Consider the following 23620-nt stretch of genomic DNA (forward strand, 5'->3'; position numbering starts at 1 on the left):
AACACTCGATATGGTATTTGGTACCGTTGCTGTATAATCCACATAGTCGGGTCCACTTACTATCGTCAGCGTTGTAACGGGGATTACCTTTAGCTGGGTTAATAACGCATTGTTTGAAACCCGGGTTACCGTTACCGTATAGGTTTTGGTAGTTACCCCTCCTGCGCAGTTATCACCGTGCTTATAACATTTGGCCCGACAACCAGTGGCAGGGCTCCTGAAGCTGCTCCTGAAGCAACAGTTGTACCATTTACCTTTACCGTTGCACCGGCATCGCTTGTTGTAGGCGTTACAGTTATCGAAGCTGTAGCATTACTCACCGAAGCGGTGTAACTGGTTGTGCCCGTAGCAAACACAGGCGTAAGCGTACCGCTGCTTAGCGTTAAATTGGCCAGGCCGGCATTGGATGAAGGTAAGCGGGTAAATTTTATCGAATAGGTTTTTGACGTTAACCCATCTACTGCGTTTACTACGGTGTTAATTACATTGTCGCCTAAGTTTAGAGGTATTGCGGCGGATGCTGTTCCACTGGTTACCGCAACCCCATTTACGGTTATTGAGGCCAATGAACTTTGTGCAGTAGGCGTAATTTTAACGCTGGTTTCGGAATTGGGGACTGTAGTTGTATAATCCCTGTAGTCCGGCCCGCTTACTACCGTTAACGTTGTCACTGGGTTTACTTTTATACTGGTTAAAAGGGCGCTATTTATTACCTTAATATTAACTGTGGTAGAATTACTACCCGACCCGTTATAAGCGGTAATCGTATAATTTGCTGGCGGCGCGGAAGTGACAGGAGTTCCGCTGATGGTACCGGTGGTATTATTAAAGTTTAAACCGGCAGGCAATGCAGGGTTGATATAATAGCCGCCGATGGGTTTTATTTCCTTAACCGCATTGTTCCCATAATCGGTCACAAACACATTGTTGGCTGCGTCCACAGTTATCCCAAACAGGAAGCTAAACCCTGAACCGATGACCACCGGTGCGCCGCCGGCTGCGGGAATCTCTTTCACCTGTTTATTGCCGTAATCGGTTACAAATACATTACCGGTGCCATCCACAGCAACCCCAAACGGCGTACTGAAACCGGAACCTATGGTAACCGGCGCGCCCCCCCCAACTGGTATCTTTTTAATGGCGCTATTGCCAAAATCGGCCACATAAACATTGCCATAAGCATCAACAGCTACCCCGGTAGGCGTCACAAACCCTGATCCTAAGGTTACAACAGGTAAGTTGCCGTAAGGTATCATTTTCACGGCGTTGTTACCACGATCAGCAACATAAACATTACCTGCCGCATCAACAGCCACATTAAAGGGCTGCAAAAAGCCTGAACCAAGTGTAATAATAGGACCGCCGCCAACAGGTATTTCTTTTACCAGGTTATTGCCGTCATCGGCTACAAACACATTTCCGTAAGCATCCACGGCAACACCATCCGGTGTATTAAAGCCTGTACCAATAACTATTGGCGTACCTGTACCTCCGGGAATCTTCTTCACCACATTGTTATTCTGGTCGCCTATATAAATATTTCCTGTTGCATCAACTGCAATACCTGCCGGGATATTGAAACCGGAGCCCAGTGTTGTTGTGGTGCTGCTGTATGCAGCTGCCGCTGCTCCGCTGCCGGTTGGCGTGAGCGGTGCAATTGCAACACCGGCCATGTAGGTCTGCGGCCCAGCATAACTCATTGTTACTGCGTTAACCTTGATATTGACGGTTGCCGAAGTGCTGCCAAAACCATTATAAGCAGTAACTGTATAATCAGTTGCCGGTTTGGAGGCTGTAGGGGTACCACTTATGGTGCCTGTTGTATTATTAAAGCTTAAACCTGCGGGCAAAGCCGGGTTAATATAATAACCGCCTGTTGGTTTTATCTCTTTTACCGCATTATTGCCGTAATCGGTCACAAATACATTGTTGGCCGCATCCACTGTTATTCCGAACAGGAAGCTGAAACCGGAGCCAATTACTACCGGCGCACCACCGTTAACAGGTATCTCTTTAACCTGCTTGTTGCCATAGTCGGTTACAAAAACGTTGCCCGAGCCATCAACAGCTACTCCAAAAGGAGTGCTAAAACCAGAGCCTATAGTAACCGGCGCGCCACCTCCAACTGGAATCTTTTTTATGGCGCTGTTGCCAAAATCGGCTACATAAACATTACCATATGCGTCTACGGCTACCCCAGTAGGAGTGGTAAACCCGGAGCCAAGAGTAATTACGGCCCCACCCCCCACAGGTATTTCTTTTATGGCATTATTGCCCCTGTCGGCCACATATACGTTCCCCGCCGCATCTACGGCAACGTTAAACGGTTGTAAAAAGCCGGAACCAAGTGTAATAATAGGGCCGCCGCCAACAGGTATTTCTTTTACCAGGTTATTGCCATCATCGGCTACAAACACATTTCCGTAAGCATCTACGGCAACACCATCCGGTGTGTTAAAACCTGTTCCTATTACTATCGGTGTGCCAGTACCTCCCGGAATCTTTTTAACCACATTGTTGTTTTGGTCGCCTATGTATATGTTGCCCGCGGCATCAACTGCAATACCTGCCGGGATATTGAAACCCGACCCCAGCGTTGTTGTAGTGCTGCTATATGCAGGTGCCGCAACCGGGTTACCTGTGCTGGTTGGCGTTAAGGCCGCAATAGCCGTTCCTGCAGTATAAACTTTGGGGCTTGCGTAACTAAAGGTGGCTGCATTTACCGTGATGTTGACCATAGCCGAAGTACTGCCAAAACCGTTATAAGCAGTAACTGTGTAGTTGGTTGCCGGACTGCTCATGGTTGGCGTTCCGCTAATAGTGCCAGTTGTATTATTAAAAGTTAATCCGGCTGGTAACGCAGGGTTAATGTAATAACCACCGATGGGTTTGATCTCTTTAACTGCATTATTGCCATAGTCGGTCACAAATACATTGTTGGCCGCATCCACAGTTATCCCGAACAGGAAGCTGAAACCGGAGCCAATTACTACCGGCGCACCACCGTTAACAGGTATCTCTTTAACCTGCTTGTTGCCATAGTCGGTTACAAAAACGTTGCCCGAGCCATCAACAGCTACTCCAAAAGGAGTGCTAAAACCAGAGCCTATAGTAACCGGCGCGCCACCTCCAACTGGAATCTTTTTTATGGCGCTGTTGCCAAAATCGGCTACATAAACATTACCATATGCGTCTACGGCTACCCCAGTAGGAGTGGTAAACCCGGAGCCAAGAGTAATTACGGCCCCACCCCCCACAGGTATTTCTTTTATGGCATTATTGCCCCTGTCGGCCACATATACGTTCCCCGCCGCATCTACGGCAACGTTAAACGGTTGTAAAAAGCCCGAACCAAGTGTAATAATAGGGCCGCCGCCAACAGGTATCTCTTTTACCAGGTTATTGCCATCATCGGCTACAAACACATTTCCGTAAGCATCTACGGCAACACCATCCGGTGTGTTAAAACCTGTTCCTATTACTATCGGTGTGCCAGTACCTCCCGGAATCTTTTTAACCACATTGTTGTTTTGGTCGCCTATGTATATGTTGCCCGCGGCATCAACTGCAATACCTGCCGGGATATTGAAACCCGACCCCAGCGTTGTTGTAGTGCTGCTATATGCAGGTGCCGCAACCGGGTTACCTGTATTTGTTGGCGTTAAGGCCGTAATAGCTGTGCCTGCGGAGTAAACTTTGGGGCTTACGTAACTAAAGGTGGCCGCGTTTACCGTAATATTCACGGTTGTAGAGTTACCGCCGTAACTATTGTATGCGGTAATGGTATAGTTAGTTGCCGGGCTGCCAGCTGTTGGTGTTCCGCTGATGGTGCCAGTTGTATTATTAAAACTTAAGCCGGCAGGTAATGCAGGGCTAATGTAGTAACCGCCTATCGGTTGTATCTTTTTCACCGCGTTGTTGCCATAATCGGTCACAAACACATTGTTGGCCGCATCCACGGTTATTCCGAACAGGAAGCTAAAACCTGAGCCGATGACAACCGGCGCGCCAAGCGGGTTACCGGCCACTATCTCTTTTACCTGTTTATTGCCGTAATCAGTCACAAACACATTGCCCGTGCCATCAACGGCCACGCCGAACGGCGTGCTGAACCCGGAGCCGATGGTAACCGGGGCACCACCACCAACCGGAATTTTTTTAATGGCGCTATTGCCGAAATCGGCTACATAAACATTGCCATAGGCATCTACAGCTACCCCCGTAGGAGTGGTAAATCCCGACCCCATGGTAACCACTGCACCTCCGCCCACCGGAATTTTTTTCACGGCATTGTTGCCCCTGTCGGCCACATATACGTTACCTGCTGCATCCACTGCTACGTTAAAAGGCTGCAGAAAACCGGAGCCCAGGGTGATAATAGGGCCGCCGCCAACAGGTATCTCTTTTACCAGGTTATTGCCGTCATCAGCTACAAACACATTTCCGTAAGCATCTACGGCAACACCATCAGGTGTATTAAACCCTGTGCCAATAACTATTGGCGTACCTGTCCCCCCCGGGATCTTTTTAACCACATTATTGTTCTGATCGCCTATATAAATATTGCCCGCGGCGTCAACTGCAACACCGGCCGGGATATTGAAACCCGACCCCAATGTTGTTGTACTGCTGCTATATGCAGGCAGTGCTGCGCCGCTGCCAGTTGGCGTAAGCGGTGTAATTGCAGCACCGGCTGTATAGATTTTCGGGCTGACGTAACTCATAGTTACCGCGTTAACCGTGATGTTCACCACGGTTGAAGTACTGCCAGAGCTGTTATAAGCCGTAACCGTGTAATTAGTTGCAGGTTTGGCAGCGAGCGGTGTACCGCTAATGGTCCCCGTTGTATTGTCAAAATTTAAACCCGCAGGTAAAGCCGGGTTGATATAATAACCGCCTATAGGTTTTATCTTTTTAACGGCATTGTTGCCGTAGTCGGTCACAAATACATTGTTAGCTGCATCGGTGGTTACCCCGAACAGGAAACTGTAGCCGGAACCAATAGTGGTAATGGCGCCGCCGCTGGCAGGTATTTCCTTAACCAACTTATTGCCATAATCGGTAACAAACACATTGCCCGAGCCATCAACGGCCACCCCGAACGGGGTACTGAACCCGGACCCGATGGTAACCGGGGCGCCGCCGGCTACTGATATTTTTTTAATAGCGCTATTGCCAAAATCGGCCACATAAACATTGCCATAGGCGTCTACAGCCACCCCCGTAGGAGTGGTAAATCCCGAACCCAGGGTAACTACCGCCCCGCCGCCAACAGGAATTTTTTTAATAGCGTTGTTGCCCCTATCAGCCACGTAAACGTTGCCGGCCGCGTCTACCGCCACATTAAATGGCTGCAGGAAACCCGTTCCAAGGGTAATGACGGGCCCGCCGCCAACAGGAATTTCCTTTACCAGGTTATTACCGTCATCGGCCACAAACACATTGCCTGCGGCATCTACTGCAACGCCATCCGGGGTATTAAAACCCGATGCTATTACTATAGGCGTATTGGTGCCCACCGGGATTTTTTTCACAACATTGTTGTTTTGATCACCTATGTAAATATTTCCGGCTGCATCAACCGCGATACCCGCCGGAATATTGAAGCCCGAACCCAGTGTAGTTGTACTACTGCTATAAGCAGGCGCTGCGACCAACCCTCCACCTGGAGAGAGCGGCGTAATTGCCGTACCAGCAACATAGGTTTTAGGGCCTGAGTAAGTCACATATGGCGCCTGGGCCGATAATTTAGCGGGCATTACTGCCATAAAAAATATGGCGCCCAGCGCTAAAGCACCTTGTTTTAATAGCTTGGCGGGCAAGTTAAACTTTGACAGGGGTATTAGGTTTTTCATTTTACTGAATTTAAATAGTTAATAGTTATAGATAGACCATGTGATTCTTATAATGACATAAACTGGGTTAAATCCGGCTAAAAAGGAGTGCCTTCAGCGCGCTAATTAAACCAGGGCTTAGTAATGTATAGACGATAGAGACAAACAAGGGCAGATCTCAATCTTAAAAACCATGATTGAGGTTTTGGCTTTTGCTATAGTCAGATTTAAACTAAAAAAGTATTTATTAAAAATAAAATAAATCATTCTACAATACAATATTTTTATTAAATAATAAGTACTCAAATATCAATAATTAACTGTTAAGAAAAATAAACAGTGCAATTATTAAACAAGTTAAACTATTGATAATCAAAACAACCGACTTTGTCACGATGTAAAATTAAAGGATGAATGCAAACTGGGCAATCCCCTAAAAAGGGGGTTTTTAAAATAAATTTTTATACTGTAAAATAAAAGGTCAACTTTAAATAATTGATTTGCATATCATAAGCATGAGATATTACAAAGGCCGCCTGGTGTTGAGTTGTTTATTAATGGCCGCACTGGTTATAAGTGGCATTAATAGCTTGCATGCGCAACCTTCGCAAATAACGCCCGCCAATAATATCAGGCAAATAGACCGGCTGCTTTTAAGGATAAAAACGGTAGAGGATACGGATACAAAAACAGCTTTTGTGCTGATTGCCGAAGCAAAAAAACTATGCGCAATTGCCAAAGTTGACACCTTAACAGCCAAGGTTTATAACGAAGAGGGCTTTTGTAATTTTTATGCAGGCAACTATAAAAGATCTGCGTTAACGTTTGACAGTTCGGCCTATTTGTGGAGAAAGTATAACCGCCTTAATTATTTTAAAGCCGTAAATGACAAGGCAACCGCATTAATGTTTAACTCGGAATACCACAAAGCCCTGTTAGCCTTTTTCGAATGCATGGGCATGAATAAATATGTAAATGATAAGAGACTAACAGGCAAAGTATTAAATAATATAGGATTGGTTTACGAAAGCATTAATGACCCTGACAATGCTATATTTTATGAAAAGAAATCGCTGGCATATAAACTTGCAGCGCATGATTCACTATCATTAGCGCGTACCTATGGCAACATAGGCGATGCGTTTGCAAACAAGGAAATGCCCGATAGCGCCATTATATATGAGCAACGCTCATATAAATTGTATTTTTTAGCACATGATAAGGTGGGTATATCTATAGCCTTAGGTGATATTGGCAACATGTACCGAAAAAAACACATGACTGATTCGGCCATAAGTTACCTGCTCAGGGCTGTCAATATCGCCCAAAAATTAAGCTATGTTGAAAATACTGCCAATATTGAAGATTACCTCGCCGAGAGTTACATGCAGCGGCACGACTTTAAAAATACCTGGAAATATGCTTCGATGGCTGCTTCATATGTTCCGCAAATAACAGATAACGATTTTTTGCAGGAGCATTACAACCTGATGTACCGATATTTTAAAGCAACAGCAAACACACCAAAAGCATTTGACTATCTCCAAAAACTAAAAGCTGTTGATGATTCGATATTTAAGCAGAAAATAAATATACAGAATGAAAAAATTGCTTTTGAATATGAATACAAGCAGAAAAAATTAAAAGATAGCCTGGTCTTCCAGTCACATATAAACGAAAGTGAAAAAAAGGCCGCGGCATCGCGGAACCGGTTTAACATTTCGCTTTCGTTACTGCTAGTTGCTGCCTTACTTGCGGTAATATGGTATAGCCGTAGTAAATTGTTGCAAAAACAAAATATTATGGCCCAGCAAAACTTTACCATGCAGTCGCAAAAAATAAAGGAGCTGGAAAACGAAAAACAACTGCTGGCATCACAAGCGGTGTTAAAGGGGCAAGAAGAAGAGCGTAGCCGGCTCGCGAAAGACTTACACGATGGGCTTGGCGGCTTGCTGGCCGGGGTTAAGCATTCGATTATAAATATGAAAGAAAATTTAATTGCAGGCATCGGTAACGTCCCTGTATTTGAAAAGTCGCTTAACATGATAGATACCGCGATAAAAGAATTGCGGCGGGTAGCACAAAATATGATGCCCGAGGCATTGGCAAAGTTCGGTCTCACGGAAGCATTGAAAGACTATTGCGCCTCTTCATGCACCGCATCATGCCAGGTAATTTTTCAATCATTTGGCAGCGATCAACAGATAGATGCTGCAGCCGGGATAATCATTTACCGTATTATCCAGGAATTGGTAAACAATGCACAAAAACATTCGGCAGCGAGCCAGGTAATGGTACAGCTTGTAAAAGGAGACGACTGGATAACCTTAAGTGTTGAAGATAACGGTAAGGGCTTTGACGTAAATGGGCTAAAGCAGTCAACCGGCTGTGGCTGGAGCAATATTAAAAGCCGGGTAGATTACCTTAACGGCAATATCGACTTAAAATCGCAGGCGGGAACCGGCACCTCTGTAAATATTGAAATAAAAATCACTCAAACATGATCAGCGTTTTTATTGTAGATGACCACCCCGTGGTAGTTGAAGGCATACGTTCGTTATTAATTAACGAAGACGGTATTTATTGGGCAGGGCACGCCTTAACTGCTGCTGCCTGCAGTGCATGGTTTAACAGCAATAGTGCCGACGTAATTTTAATGGATATTAATTTACCCGACAAAAACGGTATTGATTTGTGCGCCGAAACAAAAAAAAAAAAAAACCTAAAACACAGGTACTGGCATTAAGCACCCTCAACCAGCCGTCGTATATCCACAAGATGATTGAAAATGGAGCAAGCGGATATATCCTGAAAAATGCCGACAAAGAAGAGCTGTTGAGTGCTATTAAAGATGTTGCAGGCGGAAAAACTCACCTGTGTATTGAAGCACTGGAAGTAGTAAAAAACAGCTCCAATAATCCGGGCGGCAAACCCATACTTACCCGGCGCGAAAAAGAAATTCTCGCCTTAATTGCGGACGGTTTAACTAACACCCAAATGTCGGAAAAGCTTTTTGTAAGCCATTGGACGGTTGACAGTCACCGCAAAAGCATCATGACGAAATTAAATACAAAAAATACCGCGATGCTTATTAAGTACGCCCACGAGAATGGGTTATTGTAGGTGTCGAACAATTATATTCCATTATTCAACACCTACTTTTCCACCCTGCTAATATTTCAGCACAATAAATCCCGCTTTGTGCTTAGTTTCATTACCGTCTTTATATTCAAGTGAGTAAAAATAAGTGCCGGCTTTTTGCAGCTTGCCATTGGTGCTATGTCCATCAAATACCTTCGTGTCATTATCATAGCCCTTTGCTTCGTATATCAATACGCCGCTCCGGCTCATAATCTGAAGTTTATTTTCAGGATAAGTTGTTATGCCATCTATAATCAGCACATCACTTATTCCGTCGCCATTGGGCGATACGCTTCGGTGCACGGCAATGCTGTTACTACCAATTGGCTGCTCTTGCTGGTCGTACTTCATTATGGCTGCTATCGGTCCCGGCCTTGTAAACGTTATGCTGTATGTTTTAGTCGTTACACCATCCTGTGCCGTTACCACCGTATTAACTACGGTAGTTCCCACATTTAAAGCTATCGCCCCCGAGGCTGTTCCGCTGGCCACCGTTACCCCATTTACCTTTATGGTTGAAGTAGCACTTTGTGATGTAGGCATTATTTGAACACTCGATGTAGTATTAGGTACCGTTGCTGTATAATCTACATAATCGGGGCCGCTTACTATCGTCAGCGTCGTTGCAGGGATTACCTTTAGCTGGGTTAATAACGCATTGTTTGATGCCGGGCGAGTTACCGTTAAGGTATAGGTCTTCGTGGTTACCCCATCAGGTGCGGTTACTACCGTTGTTACGGTATTGGGGCCAATAACCAGCGGCAAGGCTGCTGATGCTGTTCCAGAGGCTACTGTTGTTCCGTTTACCTTTACCGTAGCACCTGCATCGCTGGTTGCAGGGGTTACTGTTATCGAATTAGTAGCATTGGTTACCATTGCGGTATAGCTGATTGTGCCCGCCGCAAAAACTGGTGTAAGCGTGCCGCTGCTTAATTTCAGGCCGGCCAGGTTAGCATTAACCGAAATCTGACGCGTAAATTTTATCGAATAAGTTTTGGTGGTTACGCCATCCTGCGCTGTTACAACCGTATTAACTACATTGTCGCCAACGCTTAATGGTATGGCTGCAGAGGCTGTGCCGCTGGCCACCGTAACACCGTTTACCTTTATGGTTGAAGTGGTACTTTGTGAGGTAGGCATTATTTGAACGCTCGATGTTGTATTTGGTACCGTTGCTGTATAATCTACATAATCAGGGCCGCTTACTATCGTCAGCGCTGTTGCGGGGATTACCTTTAGCTGGGTTAATAACGCGTTATTCGAAACCCGGGTTACCGTTACGGTATAGGTTTTGGTGGTTACACCATCCTGAGCAGTTACTACCGTTGTTATGGTATTGGGCCCAACAACCAGCGGCAATGCTGCTGATGCTGTTCCAGAGACTACTGTTGTTCCATTAACCTTTACGGTTGCACCTGCGTCCTGTACAGTTGGCGTTACTTTTATCGAGGCCGTAGTATTACTTACCGATGCCGTGTAACTGATTGTGCCCGCCGCAAATACAGGTGTAAGCGTGCCGCTGCTTAGTGCTAAACTGGTCAGATTAGCGTTGGATGAGGGTAAGCGGGTGAATTTTATCGAATAGGTTTTGGTGGTTACGCCATCCTGTGCGGTTACGACCGTATTAACTACATTGTCGCCAACGCTTAATGGTATGGCTGCTGAGGCTGTGCCACTGGCCACCGTTACCCCGTTTACCTTTATGGTTGAAGTGGTACTTTGTGAGGTAGGCATTATTTGAACACTCGATGTTGTATTTGGTACCGTTGCTGTATAATCCACATAGTCCGGGCCGCTTACTATCGTCAGCGTTGTTGCGGGGATTACCTTTAGCTGGGTTAATAACGCATTGGTTGAAACCCGGGTTACCGTTACCGTATAGGTTTTGGTAGTTGTGCCATCCTGCGCAGTTACCACTGTGCTGATAACATTCTGCCCAACAACCAGCGGCAACGCCGCTGATGCACTTCCGGACGCAACCGTTGTTCCATTAACTTTTACCGTAGCACCGGCATTGCTGGCGGTAGGTGTTATAGTTACAGATGCAGTGGCATTGCTTACCGATGCAGTATAATTGATTGTACCTGTAGCAAATACCGGGGTAAGGGTGCCTGCGCTAAGTGTTAAATGTGACAGGCCTGCATCGCTTGAACTGTTGCTCAGCACAGGTAAAATAGTGGTAAATAACCCCCGGCCATGGGTGGCTGCTGCCAGTGTACGATCTGAGGCGCGGTATTTTAACATGTCGACCTGAACATTTGCCAGCCCGGAGTTGGTAGGTGACCAAACTGTTGAAGTGCCATTGAGCAGGTCTGTCGACCAAACTCCTAATTCGGTGGCAATTATTGCTTTGGTGTTTGCACCCGGGTAAAACATGGCCCAGCGAACTGGCATATCGGGCAAATTGCCTTCAACTAATGTCCAAACTGGCGTAGCAGCAGTAGCATTTTTTGTCTCAAAAACACTTGGATAGCCATAATTAAAATAAGACACCAGGATATGATCTTCCGAAGCCGGGTCAACAGCAACGCACGATACCGAACCGGTACCCGATCCGCTTGGCGATAAAACAGTACCGGCAATACTTGTACCGGTATTTGCAGTATTAACAACAGCCACTTTACCATTATCAAGCCCAAAATATACCCGGTTGGCTGTTAGTGGAGCAACTGTAACTGATGTTATATTTGCTCCACTAAATGCGGTAACATTTACTACCGAAGTGCTGGTTCCCGCAGTGATGTTGTTCCACCGGAAATATTGTCCGCCTGAGTAGCCTGAATACAGATTTTTTGAACTGGAATCATAATCCGACGGATTAATAAACGACCCGGTATTTCCAAAAAAATGCTCTACGAAATTCACACCATCGGTAGCCACCCAAAAGTTGTTATAAACATATGACGTTAGCTGGATATTGCCGTTTGCCTGGTCGATAAACGCATTTGCACCATCACCGCCTGTTACCTCATTTGTTGGATTTATACCGGCAGCGGTAAATTGCTGCGTGCCATTGTCCTGTGCTCCTGCCAGAGCATAATTGGTGCTGGTTGGGTGCAACGCAACAGAATAAAATTGGGTTACGTCATACCCATTGTTCTTATCGGCAAATGAAGGATGTGCCGCGGTAGCTGTTGAAGTGTAAAAAATACCACCATCGCAGCCCATCAAAAACCTGGTCGCCGAGCCTGGAGCGTATGCATAAGCATGATGGTCGGCATGTACATACTGGTCGGCGTTTAACCCGGCCACTTCGCCGACGTACCACTGCGTCTGAACCGTCCAGGTAGTGCCGCCATCAATCGACTGTCCGCCATCCAAACTGCCGGCACGTATAACATTGGCGTTGGTTGGGTCGACAGCTGCTGCTATGGAGTACCATGCCTGGTCATTGTTAAAGGTGCTTCCGGTTGGCACAGTCTTAACAGTCCAGGTGTTAGTGGCTCTGTTATATCGCTGAAAAGAACCGAGACCGTAACTATTAGTCCCTTCAAATAATGCATAAACTGTATTAGCGTCTCCGGGCGCGAGGGCGAGCTTAATACGCCACCAATCGGTGCTCGACGGCGTAATGGCACCTGCTGTGTTTGGCGTTATATTGGTCCAGGTCCCCGCATTTCCGGTATTTGCTCCATTGACTGTAAAATCAGAAACGTAAATATGCCCGGCACTAAATACACCATCGCTCGCATACACATCGCCATTGGTAGCCATCTGAACATCGGCCGCTCCTGTAGTGGATACTGCAGTGCTCCAAGAAGAACCACCATCGCCCGATTTCATTATACCGAAGTCCCGTGCAGCTAAATACACACTGCCATTTTTATCAACTGCTATAGCATTTATATTTGTATAAAATGAAGTGCTGATTAGCCGGGTCCAGTTAACGCCGCCGTCAGTGCTTTTCCAAACGCCGAGGCCCTGAATAGCATCGCCGTTGTAGAATCCTTCACCAGTACCAGCATAAATCTCCTTGAGGTTAACCGGGTTTTGAGCGATACAACTGATGGCTATATTTTCAAAGAAATCATTTATCTTAGTCCATGACACAGGCGAAGCTGTAATATCGTTGGTAACCCATAAACCGCCGCCTACACCGCCGGCAAATACTTTTTTATAGCCATTTCCGGCATCGGCTAAATCAAACATTAAAGCCCTGGTACGTCCACCTACGTTGCTCGGGCCTCTTTCATTCCAGGCTATGTCACCTATTGAAGCTACTGGAGGAACAGCGCCCGGTTTGTTTGCCGACTTAATGAAATTTGCACGCTCGGATACTAACCGGTCTTTAATTCGCCTTGCTTGTATCAGCCTTTCGGTTGGTACCGCTTGAGTTACAGGGTCCTTGGTCCGGGCGGTCTCTTGCTCCTGGCGGGCGCTTACATCGTCGTCAATGCCATCTTCCGGGTGTTTTTTATCCTTATCAAGGTCTTTGTCTTTTATTTTGGCTTTGTCCCGGTCGCGGTCTACAACTACTTTTTTTGCTTTTGAAACCTGCCGCGGGGTATCAGCAATACCGAAATTGCTTTTTACAGGCAATGTTTTTTCCAACAAAACTTCCCGGTTTAAGGCGGTGGCATTTTGAAAAAATGCGGCAAACAATAAAACCATTAAGATTTTACCAAATGATCTTAAGTAAAGTGTTTTCATGTGACGGGTATTGAATTGTGATTATTTGTTTACAGGCACAACCAAATATTGAATTTGCTTTCGGCAAAAAAATAAAAGAGTGTCTTAATCGCTAGTATTAGGCCTACGCTGATTTCGTTTCTAAATATAGATATTAATTTTAAAAACAACATGTTTAAATAAAGATTGATCGAAAAAATGGCAAGACTACAATTGACTTCGTCGATGTAACACAACGGATTAGTTTATCAACCCATAGCAGCCCATAAAAAAACTCATGAATATTGGTCACAATATAATATTTGATAATACGGCTGTTACATTAAACCTGATTTTTAAAATCATAATGCTATATTTACCATGCAGCATGTACCATTAACCCCAATTTTATCAAAAACAGCTTTTCCATATTTTTAATCGCGTTAATCGGGTATTACTCATTTGGAGCATCCTTGTTTTATTTGCTTGAAATTCAAGGCTGTAAAATAAAGGCTGAAGAACATGCTGAACGCGACAGCGGGGCAGCAGGCAAAAAGCTCGTTTTATTTTCGTCGGATAGTAAAGGGTTCAAGCTGGTTGATGATGATGAGATAATTGCCAACGGCAAAATGTACGACATTGTTAAAACCCGTACAAGTAACGGAATAACATCATATTATGCACGCGCAGACGCCGACGAGGACGAATATGTAAGTAAGCTAACAGAGATTGAAAAGGGCAATGCTGCAGAAAAATCGTCGCCCGGAAAAACTATTAAACTATATGAGGCAAAATATTTCGCTGCAAAGAAAAACCTATATCCTGACTGTTTTTCATTAGACCTTCCGCCAGGGGCAATCACCCTGGAAAACACGTTGTTGTATAACGCTCTTTTTAAAGACATATACGCTCCCCCGCCAGATTATTTGGCCTCCTGATTATTTTCCTGTTTTAAATTTCTGAAGTGTTTTCTTTAATAAACACTGGCGCTCATTTCCTGTAAATGGGCTTTATCGTAATTTAATTTTATCAATACAATTTCTTCTAAATTTTAAAGAATGAAAATACCTCTTACTTTTAAATATATCCTATTTGTTTTCCTGTTTTTGATGGCTCATACATCTGCTGAGGCTCAAAATTCCATCAGTGGGAAAATAACCAATGGCAAAAGTCACTCAAGGCTGGCCGGCGCAACCGTGCGTATTCCCGATCTAAATATTTCGGCCATTTCCGATTCGCTCGGAAACTATCGCATAAAAAACATAAGCAAAGGTGCTTACCTGCTCGAAGTTAGCAGCATAGGATACGCCACCCACATCGAAACGATTGACATAAACGGCGATGTAACAAAAAATCACGAACTCGTTGCTTCTGCAACGGTGCTGAATGAAGTTGTGGTAACCGGCGTTAGTTCTGCCACCGACAAACAAAAAACACCCATACCACTCGCCACAGTAAGTAATGCAGAATTGCTTCAAAATTCATCAACCAACGTAATTGATGCTATTGCCAAAACACCCGGTGTTTCAGGCATGACAAACGGTCCGAGTATTTCAAAACCCGTTATCCGCGGTTTAGGATATAACCGCGTACTTACCATAAATGATGGTGTGCAACAGGTTGACCAGGCCTGGTTTGATGAATTTGGCATTGAGGCCGACGGAAACGCTGTAAACCGTTATGAAATTTTAAAGGGCCCTGGCTCACTGGCTTACGGTTCTGACGCTATTGCCGGTGTAATAAACCTTATCCCGGAGGCTATCCTGCCCGAAGGCCAAACAAAAGGCGATATCCTCTTTAACTATCAGACCAATAACGGACTTATAAATAATGCGTTTCACCTTGCGGGTACAAAAAACGGAATTGCCTGGAGCGCCCGTGTAGACAATACCATGGCGCATGCTTACCGCAATAAGTACGATGGATATGTCTTAAATTCGCAATTCAGCAATTTTAACGCTGATGCAACTATTGGCATCCACCGTAAATGGGGGTATTCACAACTGCATGCAAGCTATTTTGATTTGCGGACCGGCATAGTCGACGGAACCAGGGATTCGGTTAGCGGCCAAATGGTCAGGCCAGTATCTTATCCCGACCTGAATGATGGCGAACCCACCTATGTATTGCCAACCCACCAGGAAAAAGTAACTTATACGCCATTTGTCATCAACCAAAAAATACGGCACACAAAAGTTGTGTGGGACAATAATATAGCTGCCGGCAGCGGTCGCATTAAGGGGATATTTTCATGGCAAAAAAACCAGCGCCAGGAAAATAACGACCCAACCATCCCCGATGTTTCCGATATCTACTATAGTTCAAACGCGGCCACATACGATATGCGTTATGTTTCTTCACAGGAGGGTACATTTAATTATACCGGGGGTGTAAACGGGGTTTACCAATCGTCCCAAAGCCTGGGCACGCTGTTGCTGATACCAAATTATAACTTTTTCGAAATTGGCGCCTTTGCCATTGCCAATAAAAAAATAGGCAACCTTAACCTTAGCGGTGGTATTCGCTACGATACCCGAAGTTTTAACGGCCTCGACCATTGGGTTGATTCCACTACGCAGGCACCTGTGGCACCGAATGCAGAAAACGCGTTTCACGAGTTCCAGGGCTTTAAATCACATTTCAACGGGATATCCTTTAGCGTTGGTGGTGCCTACAACTTTTCAAAAAATGTATTTTTAAAGGCTAATTTATCAAGGGGATGGCGTGCACCGAACGTTGCCGAAGCTGCAGCAAACGGCGTGCACGATGGTACAGTAGTTTACGAAATAGGCGATCATGACATCAAGCCGGAAACGAGTTTGGAAGAAGATATCGCCTTCGGTGTAAATTCAAAAGATGTCGACTTCGAAATTGATCTGTTCAATAACAGGATAAGCAATTTTATTTACGCAAGGGGACTTAAAGATGCCATGGGTGCCGACTCCATCAACAATTCCTTAAACGCAGTTGGTTTAGGTGCCGCGCCAGTTTATAAATATACTAACGGAGGGGCGCAGCTGTACGGCGGCGAGGTAGCTTTTAACATACACCCGTCTTCCGTACCGTGGGTTGAGCTAAACACCACGTTCAGCTATGTATATGGCCATTTGCTTAACGCGCCCGATTCAACCAAATACCTGCCGTTTGTGCCACCAACGAGGATTACCGCCGACCTGAAATTCCCGGTCAGCAAAATAGGCAGTATTATAAAGAATGCGTATTTTAAAGCTGGCATGTTGACCTGTTTCCAGCAAAATGATGTGTATCGCCAGTATGCTATTTACAGCGGGTTAAATACCGAATTAACACCTTATGAATATGCTGCCAGTACATCGGCAACTAAAGGCTATGTGTTGTTTAATGCCGGAGCGGGCGGTGATATAGTTTCAAAAGGCAAAACCATTTGCAGTTTATACATCATTTGCAATAACATCTTCAATACCGCCTATATCGATTATATGAGTCGCTTTAAATATCTCCCGGTAAATTATACCACCGGCAGGGTTGGCGTTTATAACATGGGCAGGAATTTAAGTATAAAGCTGCTGATCCCTTTGAATTTTTCAGGTAGTCACATTTAAAATTATTTTTTGGGCTTGTATTTATTAATCACACAAGCCACCCAAAAGGGCATTCCACCAGGCTGGGATGCCCTTTATTTTTTGCAGAAATTTTTTATCTGGCCTGAACTTTTTTTAACGCTGCTATATCAGGGCTGTATATGGTTGTTTTTACTAAATTTGGTTGATAAACAAACAGATATATTTAAATATCACGCTTACCCGTCAATTAATTTACAGGCTTATGAGGTTACCAAACTCCCCTAAACGCTTTTTGCTGGCTGCGACGCTTTTATTTTCCCTGTACTGCGCTCGTACAGCCGATGCACAAACCATCGACCCATCAGCGTTCAATATGCTGCAATGGCGGATGATAGGGCCGCATCGTGGCGGCCGGACCGTAGGCGCAACGGGCGTTGTTCAACAACCAAATGTTTTTTACATTGGTGTAAACAATGGCGGCGTTTGGAAAACCAATGATTTTGGCCGCACCTGGCAACCTGTGTTTGATGAGCAGCCCACCGGCTCCATCGGCGACGTAGCCGTTGCGCCGTCAAACCCCGATGTGCTATATGCCGGTAGCGGTGAAGGTATTCAAAGGCCTGATCTTTCGGTAGGCGATGGCGTCTATAAATCGACTGACGCCGGTAAAACATGGGTAAATACCGGACTAAAGGATGCACAACAAATTGGCGGGCTGGCAATAGACCCGCGAAATGAAAACAAGGTTTTTGTGGCAGCTTTGGGGCATCCCTATGGCCCGAATTCAGAAAGAGGCGTGTATCGCACAACTGACGGCGGCAAAACCTGGGAAAGAGTTTTATACCGAGACGAAAATACGGGCGCCATACAAGTAACTATCGACCCCAACAATTCAGACATTATTTACGCCGATATGTGGGCAGGCAGGCAGGGGCCATGGGAAAACGGGGAGTGGGAAGGAACAGAAAGTGGTTTGTTTAAATCTACCGATGGTGGCAACACCTGGAAAAAATTAACCGCAGGATTGCCAACCATTGCCGATGGTTTGGGGCGGATTGGTTTTTGCATTGCCGCAAGTAACTCAAAGCGTTTGTATGCCTGCGTTGATGCAGCAAAGGGTGGCGGCTTATACAGATCGGATAATGGTGGCGAAACATGGACGGAGCAAAGTACGGATATCCGTTTATGGGAGCGCGGTGATGATTTCGCGGAGTGTAAAGTTGACCCGAAAAATGAGGATATTGTTTATATAGCAAACGTAGTTACCTGGAAATCGCTCGATGGCGGCAAAAACTGGAAAGCCATAAGGGGTGCACCCGGAGGCGATGATTACCATCGTTTGTGGATCAATCCGCAGCATCCCGAAATAATTTTGCTGGCAAGCGACCAGGGTGCCGAAATTACGGTAAACGGCGGCCAAACATGGAGTTCGTGGTATAACCAGCCAACAGCGCAGTTTTATCATGTAAGTACCGACAATGCTTTTCCATACAATGTTTACGGCGGCCAGCAGGAAAGCGGCTCGGTAGGCATTGCCAGCCGGGGAAACGACGGCCAGATTACTTTCAGGGAATGGCATACTGTGGGTGCGGAGGAATACGGTTACGTGGCCGCTGACCCGCTCGATCCTAATATTATTTACGGGGGTAAGATTACAAAGTTCGACAAGCGCACAGGCCAGGTTCAAAACATAGCACCCGAATTTGGCAGAAGAGGAAAATATCGTTTTGTGCGCACGGCGCCTGTTATCTTTTCGCCGGTAGATCAGAAAACGTTGTTTTTTGCCGGGAACGTATTGTTCAAGACCTTAACCGGCGGTAACTCCTGGCAGGTTATCAGCCCCGACCTTACCCGCAAAACCTGGGATGTTCCGGCAAGTGTGGGCATCTATACCAGTGACAAATTGAAACAAATGCCGCAGCGTGGAGTAATCTACACCGTAGCGCCGTCGAATAAAAATATAAACACCATTTGGGCAGGTACCGACGATGGGCTTATCCAGCTTACCAATGACGGCGGTAAAACCTGGAAAAACATTACTCCGCCCGAGGTTACATCGTGGAACAAGGTTTCGTTAATTGATGCCGGGCATTTTGATGATCAGACCGGCTATGCGGCTATCAATAAAATCAGGCTGGATGACATGAACCCTTACATCTACAAAACGCACGATGGCGGTAAAACCTGGAAAAAGATTGTTAATGGTTTGCCTGCCGACCCTGTTAACGCGGTACGGGAAGACCCGCTTTGCAAGGGTTTGTTATTTGCCGGGACAGAAAGAATGGTTTATGTTTCGTTCAACGATGGCGAAAACTGGCAACCCTTAAGGCTGAACATGCCTGCCAGCTCAATCCGCGACCTGGTAATAAAAGGCAATGACCTCGTTGTGGCTACCCACGGGCGCTCTTTTTGGATACTGGATGATATCGCAGCCCTGCGGAACCTTGCTAAAATTAAGGACGCCAGCCAGACAACTTTATACCAAACCGGGCAGTTTTACCGGGTGCGATGGAACATGAATACCGATACCCCCCTGCCGCAGGAAGAACCTGCCGGGCAAAATCCGCCTGATGGGGCTATTATTGATTATTATTTAAAGGATAATGCAAAGGCCGTAATCAGCCTCGAGATATTGGATGCTACAGGGAAATTAATGCGGGTTTATAAAAGTGATGACAAGCCGTATGACGTCCCCCCTGTAAATATTCCATTATACTGGATCAGGCCGCAACAGGTACTTTCTACCGAAAAAGGCTCGCATAGGTTTATATGGGACCTGCACACCCAGCCACTTGACTTACCTGCGGGTTATCCAATTGCAGCAATTTATGGGCAAACAGCACCTGTGCCAACATCACCATGGGTAATGCCCGGGAATTACACCATAAAATTAACAGTCGACGGCAAATCATACACCCAGCCACTAACTGTTAAAATTGATCCCAGGGTAAAAACACCGCAGTTGGAATTGCAAAGGCAATATGACCTGTCGGACAAATGCTACCGGCATTTAAAAACTGTGATAACGGCGTCAGCAAAGCTAAATAGTCTGCATGAGCAGATCGGTAAATTATTGCCGAATGCAAGCGGCGAATTGGCAGCTACACTTAAAAAAACAGACGCGGATGCGCTGAAAATTGAAAATGGTGCACCGGCAAATAAGGCTGAAAGTTTTAATGGTTTACGCGGCAGCCTTGGCGGGCTGATGAACTTATTGCAGGAAAGCGAAATGCCAATTACCACACAAGCGGCGGCTGCGGTCAACCAGGCTGATAGTTATTTTAACAACTTAAATATAAAATATAACGAGCTTACCGGAAACGGATTAAAAGCTTTAAACGAGCAATTGGCCCGGGCAGGAGCGGGAAAAATTAGTTTATAGTAATACCCGTGATTTTTATTGCATTAACACCGGGGCCAGCTCAACCGCTGGCTCGTCGGATGTTACGTAAACTTGTTTATTGTTGAGTATACCTTCCAACACAAAACCGTTTGCCTTGGGAGCATTAAAATTGCCCTGCTCAGTGAGTTCCAATCGGATTAGTTTTGTTTCTAACCCGGGTTTGATCACAAAGGTGGTTTTTGCGTTTTTAATTCGGCCGATTATAACTGAGTCCTGGTTTACCTGTAAAATATTCACCGAGTACTTTACGCCTTTGTACCAGGCTGTTTGCCAGGCAGGCGATTGTTTATTTTTGCTGATCTCTATGAAACATAAAAGGGTTTCGGTGTAACCTTTAACCGCTTTGCCGTCCCTGTCTACAGGCGCATTGCCCATGTATTGCGTTTTAGAAAACAACCATATTTTTTGACCCTGGTATTTAAGCGCTAAACACGAGGAAGAAACCACGAGTATGAATAACAGGTACTTCGCCATAATTAATAAAGATACGAATCTCATTGTTAAACATCAAAGCTGCACATTTAGTATGCTTTTCAGCAACAATAGCTTTAATTGCTATTGAATTTATCACATTCAATAACAGGCATTTAACACCGCACTTCACCCAACAATCATAGACTTCCAAACCAAGGCGTTCTATGAACTGGTCTCTAATCTCAACTCCATAAGGCTTGAGTGTGAATCCTTGTGCGTTTTTAACTAATCCCCGGTCTCTAACCTCTAATTAACCACCCCTAATATTTAAGCACAATAAACCCGGTTTTGTGCTTGGTCTCTTTCCCATCCTTATACTCAAGCGAATAAAAATAAGTGCCCACTTGTTGCAGTTTACCATTGATGCTTGAATGGCCGTCAAATGCTTTGGTTTCATTATCGTAGCCTTTTGCCTCATACACTAAAGCGCCGCTGCGGCTCATTATCTGCAACTTGTTTTCAGGGTATGCTGTTATCCCGTCTATAACCAAAACATCGCTGTTGCCATCACCATTGGGAGATACGTTTTGGTGTACAGTCAGGCTATTGGCGGTGATTGGCGACTCCTGCTGGTCATACTTCATTATAGCCGCTACCGGCCCCGGCCGTGTAAAGGTTATGCTGTATGTTTTAGTCGTTACATCATCCTGTGCGGTTACCACCGTATTAACTACGGTAGTTCCCACATTTAAAGCTATCGCCCCCGAGGCTGTTCCGCTGGCCACCGTTACCCCATTTACCTTTATGGTTGAAGTAGCACTTTGTGATGTAGGCATTATTTGAACACTCGATGTAGTATTAGGTACCGTTGCTGTATAATCTACATAATCGGGGCCGCTTACTATCGTCAGCGTCGTTGCAGGGATTACCTTTAGCTGGGTTAATAACGCATTGTTTGATGCCGGGCGAGTTACCGTTAAGGTATAGGTCTTCGTGGTTACCCCATCAGGTGCGGTTACTACCGTTGTTACGGTATTGGGGCCAATAACCAGCGGCAAGGCTGCTGATGCTGTTCCAGAGGCTACTGTTGTTCCGTTTACCTTTACCGTAGCACCTGCATCGCTGGTTGCAGGGGTTACTGTTATCGAATTAGTAGCATTGGTTACCATTGCGGTATAGCTGATTGTGCCCGCCGCAAAAACTGGTGTAAGCGTGCCGCTGCTTAATTTCAGGCCGGCCAGGTTAGCATTAACCGAAATCTGACGCGTAAATTTTATCGAATAAGTTTTGGTGGTTACGCCATCCTGCGCTGTTACAACCGTATTAACTACATTGTCGCCAACGCTTAATGGTATGGCTGCAGAGGCTGTGCCGCTGGCCACCGTAACACCGTTTACCTTTATGGTTGAAGTGGTACTTTGTGAGGTAGGCATTATTTGAACGCTCGATGTTGTATTTGGTACCGTTGCTGTATAATCTACATAATCAGGGCCGCTTACTATCGTCAGCGCTGTTGCGGGGATTACCTTTAGCTGGGTTAATAACGCGTTATTCGAAACCCGGGTTACCGTTACGGTATAGGTTTTGGTGGTTACACCATCCTGAGCAGTTACTACCGTTGTTATGGTATTGGGCCCAACAACCAGCGGCAATGCTGCTGATGCTGTTCCAGAGACTACTGTTGTTCCATTAACCTTTACGGTTGCACCTGCGTCCTGTACAGTTGGCGTTACTTTTATCGAGGCCGTAGTATTACTTACCGATGCCGTGTAACTGATTGTGCCCGCCGCAAATACAGGTGTAAGCGTGCCGCTGCTTAGTGCTAAACTGGTCAGATTAGCGTTGGATGAGGGTAAGCGGGTGAATTTTATCGAATAGGTTTTGGTGGTTACGCCATCCTGTGCGGTTACGACCGTATTAACTACATTGTCGCCAACGCTTAATGGTATGGCTGCTGAGGCTGTGCCACTGACCGTGGCTACACCGTTTACTTTTATGGATGCAGTAGCATCCTGTGCTGTGGGCGTTATTTTAACGCTGGTTTCGCTGTTAGGCACTGTAGTTGTGTAATCTTTGTAATCGGCGCCGCTCACTAACATAAGTGATGTTGACGGGCTTATTTTCAAGGTGGTTAACGCAGCGTTATTTGATAGCCGGGTTACTGTTAACGTATAGGTTTTAGTGGTGGTTCCATCCTGAGCGGTTACTACCGCGTTGATTGCATTGGCCCCGACAACCAGCGGCAATGCTGCTGATGCAGCCCCTGACATTACTACCGTTCCGTTTACTTTTATAGTGGCCCCGGGTGCGGCGGCTACTGGGGTAACGGTTACCGACGAAGTAGTAGCAGGCAGGACTTCAGTGTAGCTGGTAATTGACGGCGCAAACACGGGCGATAAACTGCCTGCATTTGTTGCAAGGGCGGTAAGGTCGGCATTAACCAATAAACTGTTAACAGTTATATTTACCATTGTGAAATTACCAGCCAAGCTGTTATATGCTGTAACGGTATAGTTGTTTGCGGGCGAAACCGCAACCGAGGTGCCGCTGATGATACCGGTGCTATTATCAAAACTGAGGCCGGCGGGTAAAAATGGGGTTATGAAATAACCGCCAACGGGCTTAATTTCCCTTATGGTATTATTTATCTGGTCAGACACGTAGATATTTCCCTTGCC

The 23620-nt window shown here is 45.6% G+C and carries 10 protein-coding genes; 6 read left to right on the forward strand and 4 right to left on the reverse strand.

The window, feature by feature from the left end; genetic code table 11:
• Nucleotides 1–152: 152 nt before the first annotated feature.
• Nucleotides 153–5855, reverse strand: coding sequence for a putative Ig domain-containing protein (locus tag NAF19_RS22925; RefSeq protein WP_252792683.1), 5703 nt, complete (start codon nt 5853–5855; stop codon nt 153–155).
• A gap of 494 nt (nt 5856–6349) precedes the next feature.
• On the opposite strand from NAF19_RS22925, the gene NAF19_RS22930 reads away from it, so the two are divergent.
• The 3 genes from NAF19_RS22930 to NAF19_RS22940 are packed head-to-tail and all read left to right on the forward strand — an operon-like array spanning nt 6350 to nt 8957.
• Entirely contained in the window at nt 6350–8338 is a 1989-nt protein-coding gene (locus NAF19_RS22930) for an ATP-binding protein (RefSeq protein WP_252792684.1), read from the forward strand.
• Nucleotides 8335–8580, forward strand: a complete 246-nt coding sequence (locus NAF19_RS22935; RefSeq protein WP_252792685.1) for a response regulator transcription factor — start codon at nt 8335–8337, stop codon at nt 8578–8580. Before NAF19_RS22930 ends, NAF19_RS22935 begins: the two co-directional genes overlap by 4 nt.
• Nucleotides 8529–8957 carry a LuxR C-terminal-related transcriptional regulator gene (locus NAF19_RS22940; protein ID WP_252792686.1) on the forward strand — a complete coding sequence of 143 codons (429 nt, stop codon included), beginning with the start codon at nt 8529–8531 and terminating at the stop codon, nt 8955–8957. Before NAF19_RS22935 ends, NAF19_RS22940 begins: the two co-directional genes overlap by 52 nt.
• A 48-nt stretch (nt 8958–9005) precedes the next feature.
• Here NAF19_RS22940 and NAF19_RS22945 read toward each other — a convergent pair whose 3' ends face one another.
• A complete protein-coding gene (locus tag NAF19_RS22945) occupies nt 9006–13625 on the reverse strand; it encodes a cadherin-like beta sandwich domain-containing protein (RefSeq protein ID WP_252792687.1) in 4620 nt (1539 codons plus the stop codon).
• A gap of 440 nt (nt 13626–14065) precedes the next feature.
• On the opposite strand from NAF19_RS22945, the gene NAF19_RS22950 reads away from it, so the two are divergent.
• The 3 genes from NAF19_RS22950 to NAF19_RS22960 all read left to right on the forward strand — a co-directional run bounded on the left by NAF19_RS22950 (nt 14066) and on the right by NAF19_RS22960 (nt 20507).
• Nucleotides 14066–14521, forward strand: coding sequence for a hypothetical protein (locus NAF19_RS22950; RefSeq protein ID WP_252792688.1), 456 nt, complete (start codon nt 14066–14068; stop codon nt 14519–14521).
• 120 nt (nt 14522–14641) lie between these two features.
• Complete coding sequence (locus NAF19_RS22955) at nt 14642–17164, forward strand: TonB-dependent receptor (RefSeq protein ID WP_252792689.1); 2523 nt, start codon at nt 14642–14644, stop codon at nt 17162–17164.
• Nucleotides 17165–17387: 223 nt separating this feature from the next.
• The gene (locus NAF19_RS22960; RefSeq protein WP_252792690.1) at nt 17388–20507 is read left to right on the forward strand and encodes a WD40/YVTN/BNR-like repeat-containing protein; all 3120 of its coding nucleotides are present in this window, start codon (nt 17388–17390) and stop codon (nt 20505–20507) included.
• A 15-nt stretch (nt 20508–20522) separates the two neighbouring features.
• Here NAF19_RS22960 and NAF19_RS22965 read toward each other — a convergent pair whose 3' ends face one another.
• Nucleotides 20523–21026, reverse strand: a complete 504-nt coding sequence (locus tag NAF19_RS22965) for a hypothetical protein (RefSeq protein ID WP_252792691.1) — start codon at nt 21024–21026, stop codon at nt 20523–20525.
• A 236-nt stretch (nt 21027–21262) separates the two neighbouring features.
• Entirely contained in the window at nt 21263–23602 is a 2340-nt protein-coding gene (locus NAF19_RS22970) for a cadherin-like beta sandwich domain-containing protein (RefSeq protein WP_252792692.1), read from the reverse strand.
• Between the last annotated feature and the right edge of the window lie 18 nt (nt 23603–23620).

Source organism: Mucilaginibacter flavidus, from assembly GCF_024055575.1.
In the GTDB taxonomy this organism is placed as follows: domain Bacteria; phylum Bacteroidota; class Bacteroidia; order Sphingobacteriales; family Sphingobacteriaceae; genus Mucilaginibacter; species Mucilaginibacter flavidus.

Coding starts and splice junctions, on each gene's coding strand:
- NAF19_RS22925 (WP_252792683.1), bottom strand. CDS start 5,855: ATGAAAAACCTAATACCCCTGTCAAAGTTTAACTTGCCCGCCAAGCTA.
- NAF19_RS22930 (WP_252792684.1), top strand. CDS start 6,350: ATGAGATATTACAAAGGCCGCCTGGTGTTGAGTTGTTTATTAATGGCC.
- NAF19_RS22935 (WP_252792685.1), top strand. CDS start 8,335: ATGATCAGCGTTTTTATTGTAGATGACCACCCCGTGGTAGTTGAAGGC.
- NAF19_RS22945 (WP_252792687.1), bottom strand. CDS start 13,625: ATGAAAACACTTTACTTAAGATCATTTGGTAAAATCTTAATGGTTTTA.
- NAF19_RS22955 (WP_252792689.1), top strand. CDS start 14,642: ATGAAAATACCTCTTACTTTTAAATATATCCTATTTGTTTTCCTGTTT.
- NAF19_RS22960 (WP_252792690.1), top strand. CDS start 17,388: ATGAGGTTACCAAACTCCCCTAAACGCTTTTTGCTGGCTGCGACGCTT.
- NAF19_RS22965 (WP_252792691.1), bottom strand. CDS start 21,026: ATGAGATTCGTATCTTTATTAATTATGGCGAAGTACCTGTTATTCATA.